Origin of the sequence: Microlunatus endophyticus (assembly GCF_014646195.1) — a bacterium.
In the GTDB taxonomy this organism is placed as follows: domain Bacteria; phylum Actinomycetota; class Actinomycetes; order Propionibacteriales; family Propionibacteriaceae; genus Microlunatus; species Microlunatus endophyticus.
Genome location: NZ_BMMZ01000005.1, coordinates 344,087 through 358,367 on the forward strand (window position 1 = coordinate 344,087; position 14,281 = coordinate 358,367).

The following is a 14,281-nucleotide window of genomic DNA, read 5'->3' on the forward strand; positions in this document are numbered from 1 at the left end:
GTGACTGACCCTCCCCCAGAATCGCTCCTGGGTCAATCACTAACTTCACCTGATTCGCCGGTGTCTCTCCTGGGCGTACGGCGTGTGGGTTGGCAGGGTCATCCGCGGTGCATGGCGGGGTCGCTGCAGCCCCATCAGGCCGAGCAGCGTCTGCGCCCGGAAACGGTGCCCGCGATAGGGCTCGAGAAGCTCCTCACAGGCGTCGTCGTCGAGCACCTCACCGGTCAGCGCCCAGGTGATGTTCTTGCCGATGTGATAGTCGCCGATGCTCCAGGCGTCGGCGTCACCGTGGGCGCGCTGACGCACCTCGGCCGAGGTCCACGCTCCGACGCCCGGCAGGCTGCGCAGGCCGCGGTCCACATCCGGCAGCGGTCGGCCGAGGGTGCGTTCGAGCGCCGAGGCACGGCCGGCCGCACTGACCAGCGTACGGCTGCGATTGCTCTCCAGGCCGAGTCGCAGATAGGTCCAACTCGGGATTGTCTGCCAGGTCCGCGGTTCCGGCGGCACCATCGTCCCGTACGCCACCGACCCGCGCTGCTGTGCCGGGCCGGGTGCCGGTTCGCCGTACCGCTGCACGATCCGGCGGAAGGCGCCGTACGCCTCCGACCCGGTGACCTTCTGCTCGATGATCGAGGCCGACAGCGCCTCAAAAACCGCATCCGTACGGGCGATCCGATAGTGCGGGAATCTCCGCTGGGCCTCGACCAACGGACGGTGTTCGGGCAGCGGCCGGAATCCGGCCGGGTCGTCCTCGGCACCGACCAGCGCCGGAAGTTGATCAAGGACCCACTCCGCGCCGGCACCCCAGGCCGTGCCCCGGACGCCGTCCTCGGTGGTGATGATCTTGAGCAGCGCCGGGCCCGTGGGCGCCCGGGTGGCGCGCAGCCACCCGCCGGGAATCCGCCGATGGGTCGGGTCGTGGGCCCCACGTCGGAGATGTCCGATGATCGCGTCGAGCGGCACCGGCCGATCGACTCTCAGCGTACGAGAGGTCCCGGCTGCCGTGGCCAGAACCGTCATCGAGCCTTCTTCGTCATCCGGCCATTGTGACTGAGGCCTGCGTCGATCCCGGTAGGAAACCCGTCCCGCAGCACCTCGAGTCCACTGTGCAGCGCGTCGAGCAGGGTTTCCCGGTCCAGGAAGGCGTCGGCCAGCTTGGGAAGCATCGTCATCACCGACGCGCCGGCGGCGGCGATCAACAGGGCCGCATAGACGCGCGGACGCAGGTCGTCGGTGAGGTCGTTGAATGCGCGGGTCGCCGCCGCCTCGTACGCATCGATGATCGACAGGTCCGCGGGCGCCTCATCGAGGTAGGCCGCCACGACCTCGTCCTGCAGGTCGGTCAACGGCACGGCCTCTTTGGTGGGCGAAGTACCGGAAGAACGTCCACGGCGACACCTCGGCGGCATCGGTGATCTGCTCGATGGTGGTTCTGCCGAAGGCACTGGTTGCCTTCAGCCTGGCGACCCTGGTGATCGGGCTGGACACGACCGTGTTGGCGGTGGCATTGCCGACCCTGGCGCAGAAGCTGGACGCCACGCAGTCCGATCTGCTTTGGTTCAGTACGGCCTTCATGCTGACGCTGGCCGGCGGCATGCTGCCGGCGAGCGTGATCGGCGACCGGCTCGGGCGGAAGAAGGGCCTGGTCGCAGCACTGGTCATCTTCGGCGGCTGCGCCTTCTGGTCGGCCTATGTCAGCGGGCCGGGACAATTGATCGCGGCACGGGCTGTGATGGGACTGGCCGCGGCCATGATCACCGTGATCACCTTCGGGATGATCCCGGTGCTGTTCGCGCCTGCCGAGCGAGGAAAGGCGGTCGGGGTGATGATGCTGGCGACCTTCCTCGGCCTGCCGGTCGGGCCGATCCTCGGCGGCTGGCTGCTCACAAACTTCTGGTGAGACTGGGTCTTCCTGATGAACGTGCCGGTCGCCGTACTGGCGATCGTCCTGGTCCTGGCGCTTGTCCCGGAGATCACGGCAGAGGCTCGCGCACGGCTCGACCTGATCGGGCTGGGTTTCGCATCCGGCACGTTCGTCCCCTGGATCGGGTAGCTGGCGATGGTCGGTCTGCTCTTCACGCTCCCGATGTTCGGCCAGGCGATCCGCGGTCAGGACGCGATGGCCTCGGGGATCCAGCTGCTGCCGTTGATCGGCGGCTGCGTCGTGGCTGCGCTGGTCGGCGACCGGCTGTCCAGTCGGCTCGGGCTCGTCACGTCGGCATCGGTCGCGCTCCGTCAGGTGCCGGCGGAGAAGTCGAACCAGGCCTCGGCAGTCTTCCAGGCGTTGCAGAAGGTCGGCGGGCCGCCGGGCGCGGCACTTCTCGGCAGCGCGCTGAGCCAGTCCTACCAGCAACATCTCCGCCTGCCGGCGGGTCTTCCGCCGGATGTCGTGGAGTTGATCAGGTCAGGTGTGTGTTCCAGGGGCTGGCAGTCGCCGTCCTCCGCCCAGGGGAAGCCGTCCGGATCGGCCGCCGCCCGGGACCGCAGCAGTTCGGTGTCGTGACCGCGGATCGCTTTCAGGAAGGGGAAATCCTCGGGACGTACGCGGAGTTTGGCCGCCGGCCGGACCTCGGTCAGGCTGGCGACCTGGGCAATGTGGATCTCGACGCCGTCGTCGATGATCGGTGCCTGGAGCTCGAAGGTGTCGGAAGGCAGCAGGTAGACGACGCCGTCGCGCCACGGCTGCTGCTCGAGCACCGAATCGGTGATCGAGAAGTAGTAGTACGAACCCTCCCGCCCGGAGACCTGGATGCAGGCGTTGACCAGGCCGATGTCGTACCGGTCCCGATCCAGGATCGCGAAGTACATCGGCCAGAGACCGTCACTGGCGGCGTAGACCGCCTTGCGGTTCCCGAATTCGGCGACATCGTTGGACTGTCGCGGTTCGAAGATCGTGATGTCCGGCCTGCCGGTGCCGTGCAGGACGAAGCCGCCGCTGTCCGCGGCGTGGCAGAGAAACTGCCACTTCGGCGCTACCAGCCGGTAGTCGATGAAGGCGTCGGGCCCCGCTGCGACGGCCTCGTCCAGCAACCGGTCGAACTCGGTGACAGTTGCGGCATCGGGACCGGGGGCGGGCCGGGGCATCCAGTAGTCAGGCAACTCCATATCGGCACGCTAGGTGATCGGGTCCGCCCGCCACATCGGTGACCTCCCGGATTCGTACCGTCCGCCTGCGTTCCCGCGCGAAACGCAGGCACCGGACGACTACGCAGCGCCGCGGATCCACCGGGGCGAGGTTCGGTGAAGCCGAGCAGTGCGCCGAAGCAGTTGACGAGGAGAAACCCGTCACCTCCGCCGACCGGGCACCCTGCTGGCTTGGGGATGCTTCGTGTTGTGGACGTGGTCGTAAGTGATTCGCGATCTCGACAAGACCCTCGACTCAGGACCGCTGCAGCCGTGCCTCCCAGTCCTTGGCCGTGCCGCGGTCGTCGGGGATCCCCTCACCAGGTTGCGGTTCGGGATCGGTGTTGGCATCCGTCGCTGCCTGGATCACCGCGATCACCCATGACACCCGGTGCCGCGCCCGCCTGCCCCCTTTGGTCGACCGCCAACCGGAGCCGGTGCGGCCAGTTGGGCGGCGGTACAGGCCCTCGCCAACTCGACTGAGGCTTCTTCGTCCAGGTCCGGAACCTACTCGGATCCCGTCGACGGGCCGATCCGCCTCCGGCGCGCTTGCCGCCCGGGTCTCGCTGGTGGCCTTTGGGCCAACTCACCCACCGCGAACGCCGAATCCTGACCACCCAGCACCAGCAACTCCTCCGCCCGCTCGAACGGCACCGGATTCGACTTCGCCCGCGATTCAAGATCAACAACCGTCATGTCCCCCGAACCCCCAGCGCGCCATCACCCGGAAGGAGGACGCTAGTCACCGCCGCCGGCAGTACGCGGACAACGGATAGAGGTTATCGACAGCCCTTGGAGCGGATAGGATCACCGTGATGAACCGTTCCTGAGCGCGTATGACCGGTTGCCGCGGATTGGCGGCAACAGCTGTCGCGCGCCTGCTTCCGTCTTCTGTACGGAACGAATCCCAGGGGCTCATCATCACCAGCAACCAGCGGGCGTACACGTCCGCGCTCCTCCACCAGAATCTCCTCATCTCCGACCACCTGCTCTGCACAACCGTGCACGGAGCGGCGGACTTGCTCCTCGAAGACCTCCGCAGCCGCGGCGCCAACCCGGCCACGCCAGTCGACGATGCAACGGTCCGCAGCGACTTCCGCGGCGTGATCGCGACGCTGCGGGCCATAGAGATCCTCGGATCCGCGGGCATCGTCGTCGGTCACTCAACGGACACACTGCCCGACCTGGACCGACTTCTCGCCTCAGTCGATCATGGTCTGCTCGGCGTTCTCGACTGCGGCTCTCCGCTGCGTTTCCGCGTGGAGCTGCGCGATGCAGCACACCGCCGGAAGGTCATCGACGCGATCAAGGTGGCGACCGGCTGGATCAACGACCCGGCTGACTGGACCGTCAACATCCTGCGTCGCGCAGGAGTCTGGATCGCCGAGGTCGGCGAGCTGCACTACAGCCGCAGATTCGGACGCCTCAGGCGTCAGCCGTGGTCCACCAACCCAGTTCTTGCCGCCGTTCTGGTCCGGCTTGCCAAGCTCAACTCCGGACAGCTGGTCCATGACCCGTTCTGCGGCACCGGCACGCTGCTGATCGCAGCACACCGGGCGTACGAAACGCTGCGCATCACCGGAACCGATCATGATCGACGGACGCTGGAGATGGCCCGCGGCAATCTGGATGATCATCAGGTCGCCGCGACTGTCACGTCCACAGCTGCGCTGCCATTCCCCCATCCGGATCACTCGGTCGATCGGGTGGTCTCCAATGTTCCCTTCGGGAAGCAGGTCGGCAACCATGGAGACAACGTGATCTTGTATCCAAGACTGATGACTGAGATCGCTCGTACGCTCCGACCGGACGGACGCGCCGTCCTGCTCACCGAGGACAAGCGTCTGCTCGTCGAATCCGTGGCGCGAACGCCCGGACTCAAGATCATCCGAGAGCGGCTGCTCCGCTACAGCGGAGCGTCACCGACGGCATACGTGATCATGAGAACGCGTACGGTCAGACATCGGAGACGTTGACCTCATGGCCTACCTGGTCAGCGAATTGACGTAGTGGTGTCGTGCACGGAGTTCGCGTACGCGATAGTCCGCCTGTTTCGGAGTCAGGGTCTGATCCTGGGCGTAGTAGACGTAGTCGACGTCCTCGTTCCAGACGCTGGTCCGGGTGCCGACGTGGCCGGTGGTGTCGATCAGCCAGGTGTTGAAGTCGATCACCATGTCCTCGCGCGGGTAGTACTTGCCGGCGTGATCGGCGACCAGCTTGCCGTCCACGTAGTAGCGGACGTGCCCGTCGCTTACGGTCGCCATGATCGTGTGCCAGCCGGCCAGGCTGACGGCTTGATCATTCTCGACGCTGTCGCTGCAGTTCTCGCCGGGCGTATACCAGGTGGTCTCCGAGTTCAACGGGCCCGGCGTGCCCCAGCCGCCGTTGGGCAGGTATTCGGAGAAGTCGGTCTCGCTGTAGTTGGTGTCGCAGTCGCTGGCCAGCGCCCCGATCGCGAAGAAGGTCTGGTTCAGGAAGTCACCGTTGGGCCCGGACGCCGGCTTGTCGGAGAACTTGATCCGGGCCAGGTAGGTGCCCTCGCGAACGTTCGTCGTCTGGCTGAATTCCGACTCGGTCGTACCGGCGCCGGTGCCGTCGGTGGTCAGCCGCAGCTGCAGCGACTTCTGACCCTGCACCCGCGGGAAGGAGATGTTGCGGGCCGACCAGGTGGCGCCGTCAACACCCGGGCCGCCGCTGTCGGTTCGCACCTGCCAGCCGTGCCGGGCGAGCGCCGGGTCGTGCGAACTCCGATAGTCGAAGTCGTCGAACAGAGTGCCGCCGGGTGATCGGTGCTGCTGCGCCGAGGGCGGCAGCGGATGCGCTCCTGCGGCGACGGCGCCGAACGCCGTCAAGCCGACCGCGGCGGTCAGCGCGGCGGCAACAGCCAGCGCGGACCTGACACGAGTGGACACAGCACTCTCCCATCGACGATTTCTCCCCGAGAAGGCGTGCTCATCCTAGTGACCTCATGCCTCAGCGGACCAGCTGTCCGGTCGGGTCGGTGATCACCGACAGCTCCCAACCGGCACGCGTCCGGTCCAACTCGCAACGACCCTGGGCGGCGACGACGTCGGCAACCTGCTGCGGCGAGCGCGGCACCCGGTCGGCCTCCAGCAGCAGCCGGGTCACCACCCCGCGGGTTTGCTTGGCGAAGTGCGATACCACCGAGCGCTTGCCAGCCTTCTCGGTCAGCGCCACGACCTTGATCAACTTCTCGGTCGGAGGATGCCAGGCGGCAGCGTACCCGCTGGAACGGCAGTCGATGATCAACCCGCCCTCGGCGTCGTCGACCAGCCCGGTCAGCTCCGAGCGCCAGAATCCGGCCAGCGGACCGATGCCGGGCAGGGACGTGCCGATCGACAGCCGGTACGGCGGGATCCGGTCGGTGATCTTGATCGGCCCCCAGAGCGCGCTCTGCACCCGGATCCAGGCGTTGGCCCGGCGGCGCGCCGCCGGTGAGAGCGTCGCCAGCGCGAGTGCGTCGTACAAGACCCCGGTATAGATCTCCCCGGCCGGGCGGGCGGGCACGTCCAGGAGTCGTACGTTCAGCTCCAGTTCGCCGCGCAGGGACTCGCCGAGCCCGAGCACCTCGGCGCCCTGCGGCGAACCCGACACTTCGATCAGCGCGTCGACGAGTTTGCGCCTGGCCGCGGCCAGCTGAGCCGTCGTCAGCGCGTCGATGTCCACGGCTCTTCCGCGGCGGGTCGGAGCCGCCTTACCCTCCGACGGCGGCAACAAGATCAACAACGGCCAACTCCTGGGATCTTCGTACTGGGACGGCTGCAAGGGTACGGTTCGGTTGTCCGCCAGACACCCAGCCAGGACAGCCAGCCAGACACCCAGCCAGACACCTCGTCAGGAAAGACTAGAAGCTGTGAGCCACTTGCACGTCGACGACCATCCCCGGACGGCCGGCAGCGAGATCCGCCGGGTGCGAGCGTTGCGGCTGATGATCGTCGTGCTCATCCCGATCGCGATCTGGACCGTGGTCGGGCTGATCTGGCTATGGCCGGGAAACGTCTCGGCACACGTCCAACAAGACGTATCGCAGTATTCGGTCAAGGGCATGACGATCCCGACCGGGCGAATCACCAAGGTCGAGGAGGTGTCCTGCCAGGGCAAGACCGGGTCGACCCCCGGCCAGGCCGACCAGAACGGTTGCGCCAACCTGACCGTACGCGTCCTGAACGGTGTCGATGAGGGCAAACAGGTCCAGGTGACGCTCACCCAGGCACAGTTCAGCTCCGGTGCCAGCGTCGGCCAGAAGGTCAAGCTGTTCCGGCTGCCGGGAGCGCAGGGCCAGCCGGCCACGTTCCAGTTTTCCGACTTCGACCGCGGCCTGCCGCTGATCGTGCTGGCGATCGCATTCGCGGCCGTGGTGGTCGTGGTGGCACGCTGGCGCGGCTTCGCGGCGCTGGTCGGGCTGGCGTTCGCGGGTTTCATCCTGGTCGAATTCATGTTTCCCGCACTGGTCAGCGGCACCAATCCGCTGCTCGCCGGGCTGATCGGCTCCTCGGCCATCATGTTCGTGGTGCTGTACGCCGCCCACGGTTTCAGCACCAGGACGACGACGGCGCTGATCGGCACGCTCTTCGGCCTGCTGCTCACAGCCGGGCTGGGCTGGGGTGTGACCCGCTGGGCGCACCTGACCGGCGTCGCGACCGAGGACGACTATCTGCTGGCCGCCTCCGCACCCGACATGACGCTCAGTTCGGTGGTGCTCTGCGGCATCATCGTCGCCGGTCTCGGCGTGCTCAACGACGTGACCATCACCCAGGCCTCGGCCGTCTGGGAGTTGGCCGAATCCGACCCCCACCAGAAGAACCTTTTCGCCCGGGCGATGCGGATCGGCCGCGACCACGTGGCCTCCAGCGTCTACACGATCGCATTCGCGACCGCCGGCGCCGGACTGGCGGCGCTGCTGTTGATCACCGTGTACGGGCTGCCGCTGCACCAGGTCGCCCAAACCGAGGCCCTCAGCGAGGAGATCATCCGTACGCTGGTGGGCGCCATCGGGCTGGTGCTCGCGATGCCGCTCACCACGCTGATCGGTGTTGCGGTCGTACGGGCCGGTGGCGTTGGCGAGAAGAAGCCGGCTCCGACACCGGCCTCCGCTGCGGCCGTGCCGGTCGCCGGTGCCGCCGGTGCCACCAGGGAATCGCCCCGCGTGCCGGTCCGGCCGATGGCCGCGACGACCGCGCCGATGGACGACCGGGAGACGACGATGCTCCCCCGGATCCGGCGTGCGGCCCAGTCCGAGCAGCCCGAACAGCCGGAACCGGCTGCGCGGATCGATCAGCCCAGGGAAGCGGCCGCAGGCACCGGGAGCGACGACCAACGCCGCCGTTCGCGACGAGCCCGTCAGGACGACGAATCATTCAACTTCACCGACCTCCGTGCTGATGACGACGATGATGACGATCAGCCGCGCGGACGTCGCTGGCGCTGATCGATAGCCTGATCACATGGCATTCTTCCGGCGGAAGAGCAAGGATCCGCTCGACCCACAGAATCTGGCAGAGCATCTCCGGCTGGATGCCCAACCGGTCGAGCCCGTTCCCGTCGAAGTCCGGCCAGATCTCGCCGGCTTCCAACTGACCGTCCAGGACGTCTTCCAGATCACCGGCCGCGGAACGGTGGTGACCGGACAGGTCGAGGCCGGGTCGATCACGAAGGGGACCTCCGTGATCCTCACCCACGTCGCGGGCGGCAGGCGTACGGTCACGGTCGACAGCATCGAGGTCGGTCGGAAGATCGTCCCGGGCGCCACCGTCGGCGACAGCGCCGGGCTGCTGCTCAAAGGCATCAAGCGGAGCGAGATCTCGGCAGGCGACGTTCTGCGGACCTCGTAGTCGTCTCATCGTTTCGCCCGGCCTCAGGCGTTCCTGAGAATGAAGTCGTCCTCGATCCAGGCGGCTGCCGGAAGATCAACGTGAGAGACCGGACTCGAAGGCGTCGGCGAGAACCGTTCTCGCGATCCCGCGGTCGCGGGCAGCGTCGATCGAACACAGCACCGCCCCAGGCGCGAAGTGCGTCCACCACGTGGTCCTGACCGGCAGTACCACGGCACAACCGTGGACCGCACCAGGGTTGACCTGGTGCTGCCGCGCCACCTGCTCGGCCATCGCCCGTACGGTGTCGTAGTCGAACTGGCCGGGCCGACCGTCAGGTGGCATCTGCAGAGCACTCCGCCGGGTGCCGGCCCAGCGAATGGCGTTTTCGAAGGTCGCCCGCGCTGCCTCACGTAACGCGGGGCTGCCTACCAGCGAGTCAAAGGCCGGCGGATCAAACACCGCCTGGTGCTCGGCAAGTCGTTGCAGCAGAACCTGCTGATCCATGCTGGTCGGCTTGTGCTGCCACTGCCGGACGATGACGGAAACGATCCGCAGCCACCAATCGGTCCACGCCGCGCCCGCGGCATCATGCTGGCCAAAGCCCACTAGATCCCGGTGATCATGAAGCGACCCATCATCCAGGCGAGGAGGGGCGTCGGGTCGCTCCATGATCGGCAGACCGACATAGTCACGGACAAACAGCGCTACCAACGGCATCTCTTCGATACCCTCCGTGAATTGCCACGATGCCGATCCCGCCTGCTGCATCACGGCTCGATCCTCGCCGTCGGATCTCTATTGGTCAATGCGCCCGGGCACGATGATCCGCACGTCGACCCCATGAACGAGTCGAAGGCTACTGATTCGTCTCATCCTCCAACTCAACGACGGCGGCCGGATCCACCTCGCGCACAGCTTCGGCCGCCCGCTGCAGCAGTTCGGCCAGTGGAATGCTGGCCGACTGCCATGTCGCCGTGATCCGACCAGGCTGCGACGCGTCGATCTCCGACTCGCCTCGATGACCAAGCTGAGCTGTGACCGCGGACAGCACTTCGACGATGCGGGCTGATGTGCGCTCCGAGTGCTCGAAAGAACCACCGATCATGACCCGCAACCGGCCGTGGGCCGGACGCCAATAACGCCCCGACGTCGCCGATGCACTGATCGCCACCTGCGGCCCGAACGTCGGATGCTCGCGCGCCTCGACGGCCGACGCATTCAACTGCATGAAGACGCATTCAACTGCATGAAGCTGACTTCACGAGCGTCGACGGGTGTGAAAATGACGACGGGAGTGTCATCGGATGCGCCATCCAGCGCGGCCCGGAGCTCAGCTACGGTCAACGGGGTCGAGTGATGTTCAAACTCGATCTGGGCTGCCACCATCGTCCTCGCTATCGATGTCGATGCCGAACCGCAGGAGTTCATCAGTCAGGTCGGATGCCTTTTGACGCGCCCAGTGAACATGCAGCTCGTTGTAAAGCTGGCTGCGCTCATGAATCAGCTCGGCCACTCGATGCTCAAGCCGCTCGGTGCGTTGCTGTTCGACTGCGAGTTGCTCACGCAGCTGGGCAATTTCGCCGTCAGGCTCCATCATTCCACCGCCAATTCAGGCGACCGGCCGGTCGGCGATCACGTTCCTCACTATGTCACGCGGGTCAGACTGCGGCCGGCAGCTACAGTCATGCCGCGTGAGTGAAGCAGCGCTGATCGCCGAGACCCCGACACCGCGGACACGAGCCTCCATTGCCGAAGATCTGCGCAACGCCGGACTCCAGGCCGGCGACGTACTCGTCCTGCACAGCAGCCTCAAAGCGATCGGCTGGGTCTCCGGCGGCCCGGTGGCGGTCCTCCTCGCCTTCCAAGACGTCCTGACCGAGACCGGCACCCTGATCGTGCCCACCCATACCTCCAACTTGACCGACCCGGCCGACTGGCAGAACCCACCGGTTCCGGCGGATTGGGTGTCGATCATCCAGGAGTCCGTCCCAGCCTTCGATCCCGTACGAACACCCTCACGCCACATGGGCATCATCGCCGAGACACTCCGCACCTGGCCCGGGGTCCGGCGGAGCGCGCATCCTCATGTGTCGTTCGCCGCGTGGGGGCGGTACGCCGAGCAGATCACCGAAGATCACCAGCTGGCGTGGTCGATGGGCGAGAACTCACCACTCCATCGCGCCTATCAGCTGGGCGCCAAGATCATGCTGCTCGGCACCCGCAACTGCACCAGCCTGCACCTGGCCGAGGCGCTCAGCCGCACAGTCCCAACCACCACGTCAGCCGGCGCAGTCACCCAGCGCGGACGCCGCGTATGGGTGAGCTTTCCTGACTGGGAATACAGCACCGACAAGTTCCCCGAGATCCTCGACGCCTTCTGTGCACAGCACCACATCGAGAATCAGTTGATCGGCAGTGCGTCGACGCTGCTACTGGACCAGCCAGCACTGGTCGACTTCGCAGTCAAGTACCTGCGACAGAATCCGCGACCAGCGGAGTGACCGGCTTTGGATCCGCAAGTGATCTATCGCATCTCTTCCAGTGCAGTAGTCGCTGTGACACGGTGGCGCACATGCAGAGTGAAGGCGAAGGGGTGAAGCTGCTCGCCCGATCGTGGCAGCAGTCCGGTGATCGACTTGAGGACCGGTTGGCCGGCCTGACTGATGCCGAGTACCTATGGCTGCCGACGGACGACGGCTGGACGATCCATCCCGATCCGATGCGTCCGGGACGGTGGACCTACGATTACGACTTCGCGCCGCCTGCGCCCGCTCCAATCACGAGTATTGCCTGGCGGTTGGTCCACATCATCGCCGACAACGAGATCTACTGGGAGTACGCGTTCGGTCCGGGCCAACGCACCTTCCCCGACCTGATCGTGCCGGAGACCGCCTCTGCGGCACTCGACGCCTGGCACCACAGCCGAGCTCCGATCACCGAATGGCTCGCGGACGCGACCGCGGACGATTTGGCCGAGTCGCGGCCCAGCCATCTCGGCGATCCGACGCCAGCCGGCGAGGTCGTCCGCATCCTGGTCGACGAACAAACCCATCACGGCGCAGAGATCGCGCTCCTGCGTGATCTCTACCTGCGTATTGCCCGCTGAGCGGCTCCCTCGCGGTCACTTGCTCGAGGGACCGGGGCCGCGTTCCTCCAGGACGCCTGCACGGGGGTTGCAGCGCTTACAGTCGGAGGATGGAGCAGACTCCACCAGAGCGGCGCAGAATCCGGCTCTTTCCCGACCACGGTCGCTACTATCCGCTCTGGGAGAACTCGGCGCCAACCTGGGACGTCGGATACGCGACCTCACCAGAGGACTACGGTCTGTCGCCGCGCCTGGCTGCGGCGTTGGCCGACTGGCAAGCATTCTGGGAATGTCACGTCGATCCCTTCAAGGGTTGGGATTCCGCCGGCAACCGGCAGCAGTGGGAGCACGACGGCCATCGGCTCGCCCGGGATTTGCAGACAGAGGTCCACGCCTTCGCCGACGTCCACCCAGAGTTCTGATGTGACGCCGATCGCGATCAGCCGCCGGGTTCGGTCCTTCGCGCGGCGATCGCCGGCCAGCGTCGAGATGAGGAGGGCGGAGAACAGGTCGCAGAGGACCAGTTGGCCGCCACCGTCGAGCACTCGGGCACACTCCCGTACGCCCAGCAGTTGATCATGCCAATGGTCGAAGGACGTGCTCGACACTACAAGGTCGAAGCAAAATCAGGGATCCGACGGGCGTTCGGAGCAAGTTCCACAGCGAGTTCGGCAACTCGGTCGCAGATCTGGTGGTGCATCCGTCCGAGGTAACCATCGTCATAGCCCTCGGCCCGTTCAGCGAAAGCCATGGCATCTCGGCCAAGCCTCTCCTCGGCGTGACGCTGCATGACGACCTACCATACGTTTCGCCTCGACTCCGGTTCAGGCTCTGGTGCTACCTCGCCCTGCATCGTGCTCGTCCAGCCAGCCGTTCAGTTCCTCCATCGTTGAGCCGAAGGCGGAAGCAAGGTCGACGTTGTAGCAGTCGGCCAGCGTGAGTACCGACCACAGACAGTCGGCCAGTTCGTGCGCGACCTTCGAGTCCAGATCCGGTGTGGCCCGGACGCCGCTCTTGCCCTGGACCAACTTCGACAGGTCACCAACGTCTCCTACGAACCCGAGCATGATCTCGGCCGGAGTCCACGAGCGGTCGTAGCGATCATGCTCGTACGTCGCGAACCGGGCACGCACCTGGCGCGCAGATTCCTGCATCTCATGGAATTCCACGCCCCAATCCTGGCAGTTGATCATTCGCCGGAGCGAACGCCTCCCTTCGGCTGTAGCCACAGGAATCTCTGATCGGCAGGACATGGGGAGAACACGTACGAGCTACTGGGGAGATCTCCGATAATCAGTGGCTCCCTAGTACGCCTATGGTTAGCCTCGGAGGAGGATGAATGTCCCCCGTGAGAAGGCCGAGTTCTATGCCAGCCGGTTCCGCTGCCTGGCTCATCCCACCCGGCTCCTGATTCTCCACGTCCTCGCCACCGAGGCGCGGCCGCTCAGCGTTGGTGAAATCGTGGACCGGGTCGACGTCGGCCAGCCGACTGTGTCTGCCCACCTACGGCGGCTCGTCGAGATGGGCTTCGTGTTGGTCGAGCATCACGGGACGAGCAGCCTGAATTGGCTGAACACGTGCTACATCGAGAGATTCCCAGCGGCCGCTGAGTTCGTGATGGAGCGTGCCGCGGGAGATCTGATGTCCGCATCGATCAACGATCCTCGGCGCGACTGATCGATCAGCGCGCCCGGACCCCGATGATCATCGAGCTCCCGAAGGGCCGCTGGCCGGGGATAGTCGTGACCGTATGACTTCAGCCACAAGGAAAGCGCGTCCCTGGCCTGCCAGCTTCCACCGATCTGTCCGAGCCGTCGAATCGGAAGGTCCGTGCGCTAACGTCCTGCTGTCCGATTCCGCCAACGCGAACGGGGCAGACGCTTGACGACTCCGCCGATCGATCCCGTCGCGCGTCTGCAGGCGACGATGGCCGAGCTGAACCTGGTACCGATCGGCCGCCTCACCGGTGGCTTCCGATCCGAGGTCATGTCGGCGCGCACCCCGGACGGGCAAGAGGTCGTGGTGAAGGCCCCTCCAACGATCACCGAGGCAGTAGCCGAGGCAGGTGCACTCAACTTGTGGCGGAACACCGGGGCCGCCGTACCGGTTCTGCACTTCGATGATCAACAAGGGGTACTCGTCCTGGAACGTCTCCGTCCCGGCCTTCCGCTAGTGTTGCGCGTCATTAATTCGTTTACAGTGTGGGATGATGGTGTATGCCATCAACTGTGTTCGAGGT

Annotated in this window: 21 protein-coding genes and 1 pseudogene; 11 read left to right on the forward strand and 11 right to left on the reverse strand. The window is 66.0% G+C overall.

Annotation, left to right across the window (positions count from 1 at the left end; genetic code table 11):
• Positions 1-45: 45 nt before the first annotated feature.
• The gene (locus IEY07_RS12710) at positions 46-1,020 is read right to left on the reverse strand and encodes a DNA-3-methyladenine glycosylase family protein (RefSeq protein WP_188895712.1); all 975 of its coding nucleotides are present in this window, start codon (positions 1,018-1,020) and stop codon (positions 46-48) included.
• Positions 1,017-1,352, reverse strand: coding sequence for a hypothetical protein (locus tag IEY07_RS12715; protein WP_188895788.1), 336 nt, complete (start codon positions 1,350-1,352; stop codon positions 1,017-1,019). Before IEY07_RS12715 ends, IEY07_RS12710 begins: the two co-directional genes overlap by 4 nt.
• A 71-nt stretch (positions 1,353-1,423) precedes the next feature.
• On the opposite strand from IEY07_RS12715, the gene IEY07_RS12725 reads away from it, so the two are divergent.
• The gene (locus tag IEY07_RS12725; RefSeq protein ID WP_229670031.1) at positions 1,424-1,900 is read left to right on the forward strand and encodes an MFS transporter; all 477 of its coding nucleotides are present in this window, start codon (positions 1,424-1,426) and stop codon (positions 1,898-1,900) included.
• Between the two features lie 15 nt (positions 1,901-1,915).
• Positions 1,916-2,053, forward strand: a complete 138-nt coding sequence (locus IEY07_RS12730; protein ID WP_188895714.1) for a hypothetical protein — start codon at positions 1,916-1,918, stop codon at positions 2,051-2,053.
• A 290-nt stretch (positions 2,054-2,343) separates the two neighbouring features.
• Here the strand turns inward: IEY07_RS12730 and IEY07_RS12735 are convergent, their stop codons facing one another.
• Together IEY07_RS12735 and IEY07_RS24470 are read right to left on the reverse strand one after the other, a co-directional pair.
• Positions 2,344-3,105: a hypothetical protein gene (locus tag IEY07_RS12735; RefSeq protein ID WP_188895715.1), complete on the reverse strand. Its 762-nt coding sequence runs from the start codon at positions 3,103-3,105 to the stop codon at positions 2,344-2,346.
• Positions 3,106-3,379: 274 nt separating this feature from the next.
• Positions 3,380-3,502 carry a hypothetical protein gene (locus IEY07_RS24470; RefSeq protein WP_268239214.1) on the reverse strand — a complete coding sequence of 41 codons (123 nt, stop codon included), beginning with the start codon at positions 3,500-3,502 and terminating at the stop codon, positions 3,380-3,382.
• A gap of 640 nt (positions 3,503-4,142) precedes the next feature.
• On the opposite strand from IEY07_RS24470, the gene IEY07_RS12740 reads away from it, so the two are divergent.
• Positions 4,143-5,099: a TRM11 family SAM-dependent methyltransferase gene (locus tag IEY07_RS12740; RefSeq protein ID WP_188895716.1), complete on the forward strand. Its 957-nt coding sequence runs from the start codon at positions 4,143-4,145 to the stop codon at positions 5,097-5,099.
• A 9-nt stretch (positions 5,100-5,108) separates the two neighbouring features.
• Here IEY07_RS12740 and IEY07_RS12745 read toward each other — a convergent pair whose 3' ends face one another.
• Positions 5,109-6,035 (reverse strand): glycoside hydrolase family 16 protein, encoded by a 927-nt coding sequence (locus tag IEY07_RS12745; RefSeq protein ID WP_188895717.1) that lies wholly within the window; start codon positions 6,033-6,035, stop codon positions 5,109-5,111.
• Positions 6,036-6,096: 61 nt separating this feature from the next.
• Positions 6,097-6,909, reverse strand: coding sequence for a YaaA family protein (locus tag IEY07_RS12750; RefSeq protein WP_308422941.1), 813 nt, complete (start codon positions 6,907-6,909; stop codon positions 6,097-6,099).
• A gap of 88 nt (positions 6,910-6,997) precedes the next feature.
• On the opposite strand from IEY07_RS12750, the gene IEY07_RS12755 reads away from it, so the two are divergent.
• Both IEY07_RS12755 and IEY07_RS12760 read left to right on the forward strand, forming a co-directional pair.
• The gene (locus IEY07_RS12755) at positions 6,998-8,572 is read left to right on the forward strand and encodes a YibE/F family protein (protein ID WP_229670033.1); all 1,575 of its coding nucleotides are present in this window, start codon (positions 6,998-7,000) and stop codon (positions 8,570-8,572) included.
• A gap of 16 nt (positions 8,573-8,588) precedes the next feature.
• Positions 8,589-8,975, forward strand: coding sequence for an EF-Tu/IF-2/RF-3 family GTPase (locus IEY07_RS12760; RefSeq protein ID WP_188895719.1), 387 nt, complete (start codon positions 8,589-8,591; stop codon positions 8,973-8,975).
• Positions 8,976-9,050: 75 nt separating this feature from the next.
• Here the strand turns inward: IEY07_RS12760 and IEY07_RS12765 are convergent, their stop codons facing one another.
• From IEY07_RS12765 to IEY07_RS24925, 3 genes are all read right to left on the reverse strand, one after another.
• Positions 9,051-9,725 carry a hypothetical protein gene (locus IEY07_RS12765; protein ID WP_188895720.1) on the reverse strand — a complete coding sequence of 225 codons (675 nt, stop codon included), beginning with the start codon at positions 9,723-9,725 and terminating at the stop codon, positions 9,051-9,053.
• 88 nt (positions 9,726-9,813) lie between these two features.
• A complete protein-coding gene (locus IEY07_RS12770; protein WP_188895721.1) occupies positions 9,814-10,185 on the reverse strand; it encodes a hypothetical protein in 372 nt (123 codons plus the stop codon).
• Positions 10,176-10,385 (reverse strand): DUF6225 family protein, encoded by a 210-nt coding sequence (locus IEY07_RS24925; RefSeq protein ID WP_505745401.1) that lies wholly within the window; start codon positions 10,383-10,385, stop codon positions 10,176-10,178. The genes IEY07_RS12770 and IEY07_RS24925 overlap by 10 nt, the downstream gene beginning before the upstream one ends.
• Positions 10,386-10,416: 31 nt before the next feature.
• On the opposite strand from IEY07_RS24925, the gene IEY07_RS24930 reads away from it, so the two are divergent.
• From IEY07_RS24930 to IEY07_RS24135, 4 genes are all read left to right on the forward strand, one after another.
• Positions 10,417-10,656: a hypothetical protein gene (locus IEY07_RS24930; RefSeq protein ID WP_505745402.1), complete on the forward strand. Its 240-nt coding sequence runs from the start codon at positions 10,417-10,419 to the stop codon at positions 10,654-10,656.
• Positions 10,649-11,458, forward strand: coding sequence for an AAC(3) family N-acetyltransferase (locus tag IEY07_RS12780; RefSeq protein WP_229670034.1), 810 nt, complete (start codon positions 10,649-10,651; stop codon positions 11,456-11,458). Before IEY07_RS24930 ends, IEY07_RS12780 begins: the two co-directional genes overlap by 8 nt.
• 71 nt (positions 11,459-11,529) lie before the next feature.
• Complete coding sequence (locus tag IEY07_RS12785; RefSeq protein WP_188895724.1) at positions 11,530-12,063, forward strand: DinB family protein; 534 nt, start codon at positions 11,530-11,532, stop codon at positions 12,061-12,063.
• 89 nt (positions 12,064-12,152) lie between these two features.
• Complete coding sequence (locus tag IEY07_RS24135) at positions 12,153-12,464, forward strand: immunity protein CdiI family protein (protein WP_229670035.1); 312 nt, start codon at positions 12,153-12,155, stop codon at positions 12,462-12,464.
• 105 nt (positions 12,465-12,569) lie between these two features.
• Here IEY07_RS24135 and IEY07_RS24735 read toward each other — a convergent pair.
• Positions 12,570-12,650: pseudogene (locus tag IEY07_RS24735) on the reverse strand (hypothetical protein); the annotation flags it as partial.
• A gap of 216 nt (positions 12,651-12,866) precedes the next feature.
• Positions 12,867-13,211, reverse strand: coding sequence for a nucleoside triphosphate pyrophosphohydrolase family protein (locus IEY07_RS12795; protein WP_229670036.1), 345 nt, complete (start codon positions 13,209-13,211; stop codon positions 12,867-12,869).
• Between the two features lie 166 nt (positions 13,212-13,377).
• Here IEY07_RS12795 and IEY07_RS12800 point away from each other — a divergent pair, with 166 nt between their 5' ends.
• Together IEY07_RS12800 and IEY07_RS12805 are read left to right on the forward strand one after the other, a co-directional pair.
• Positions 13,378-13,719: an ArsR/SmtB family transcription factor gene (locus IEY07_RS12800; RefSeq protein ID WP_188895726.1), complete on the forward strand. Its 342-nt coding sequence runs from the start codon at positions 13,378-13,380 to the stop codon at positions 13,717-13,719.
• Between the two features lie 204 nt (positions 13,720-13,923).
• The coding region (locus tag IEY07_RS12805; RefSeq protein WP_229670037.1) for an aminoglycoside phosphotransferase family protein at positions 13,924-14,281 on the forward strand (358 nt) is incomplete at its 3' end.

What these genes read in the sequence shown, in the direction of transcription:
- IEY07_RS12710 (WP_188895712.1), bottom strand. Translation starts at nt 1,020, where the DNA reads ATGACGGTTCTGGCCACGGCAGCCGGGACCTCTCGTACGCTGAGAGTC.
- IEY07_RS12725 (WP_229670031.1), top strand. Translation starts at nt 1,424, where the DNA reads ATGGTGGTTCTGCCGAAGGCACTGGTTGCCTTCAGCCTGGCGACCCTG.
- IEY07_RS12730 (WP_188895714.1), top strand. Translation starts at nt 1,916, where the DNA reads ATGAACGTGCCGGTCGCCGTACTGGCGATCGTCCTGGTCCTGGCGCTT.
- IEY07_RS12735 (WP_188895715.1), bottom strand. Translation starts at nt 3,105, where the DNA reads ATGGAGTTGCCTGACTACTGGATGCCCCGGCCCGCCCCCGGTCCCGAT.
- IEY07_RS12760 (WP_188895719.1), top strand. Translation starts at nt 8,589, where the DNA reads ATGGCATTCTTCCGGCGGAAGAGCAAGGATCCGCTCGACCCACAGAAT.
- IEY07_RS12765 (WP_188895720.1), bottom strand. Translation starts at nt 9,725, where the DNA reads ATGCAGCAGGCGGGATCGGCATCGTGGCAATTCACGGAGGGTATCGAA.
- IEY07_RS12770 (WP_188895721.1), bottom strand. Translation starts at nt 10,185, where the DNA reads ATGCAGTTGAATGCGTCGGCCGTCGAGGCGCGCGAGCATCCGACGTTC.
- IEY07_RS24925 (WP_505745401.1), bottom strand. Translation starts at nt 10,385, where the DNA reads ATGAACTCCTGCGGTTCGGCATCGACATCGATAGCGAGGACGATGGTG.
- IEY07_RS12785 (WP_188895724.1), top strand. Translation starts at nt 11,530, where the DNA reads ATGCAGAGTGAAGGCGAAGGGGTGAAGCTGCTCGCCCGATCGTGGCAG.
- IEY07_RS24135 (WP_229670035.1), top strand. Translation starts at nt 12,153, where the DNA reads ATGGAGCAGACTCCACCAGAGCGGCGCAGAATCCGGCTCTTTCCCGAC.
- IEY07_RS12800 (WP_188895726.1), top strand. Translation starts at nt 13,378, where the DNA reads ATGAATGTCCCCCGTGAGAAGGCCGAGTTCTATGCCAGCCGGTTCCGC.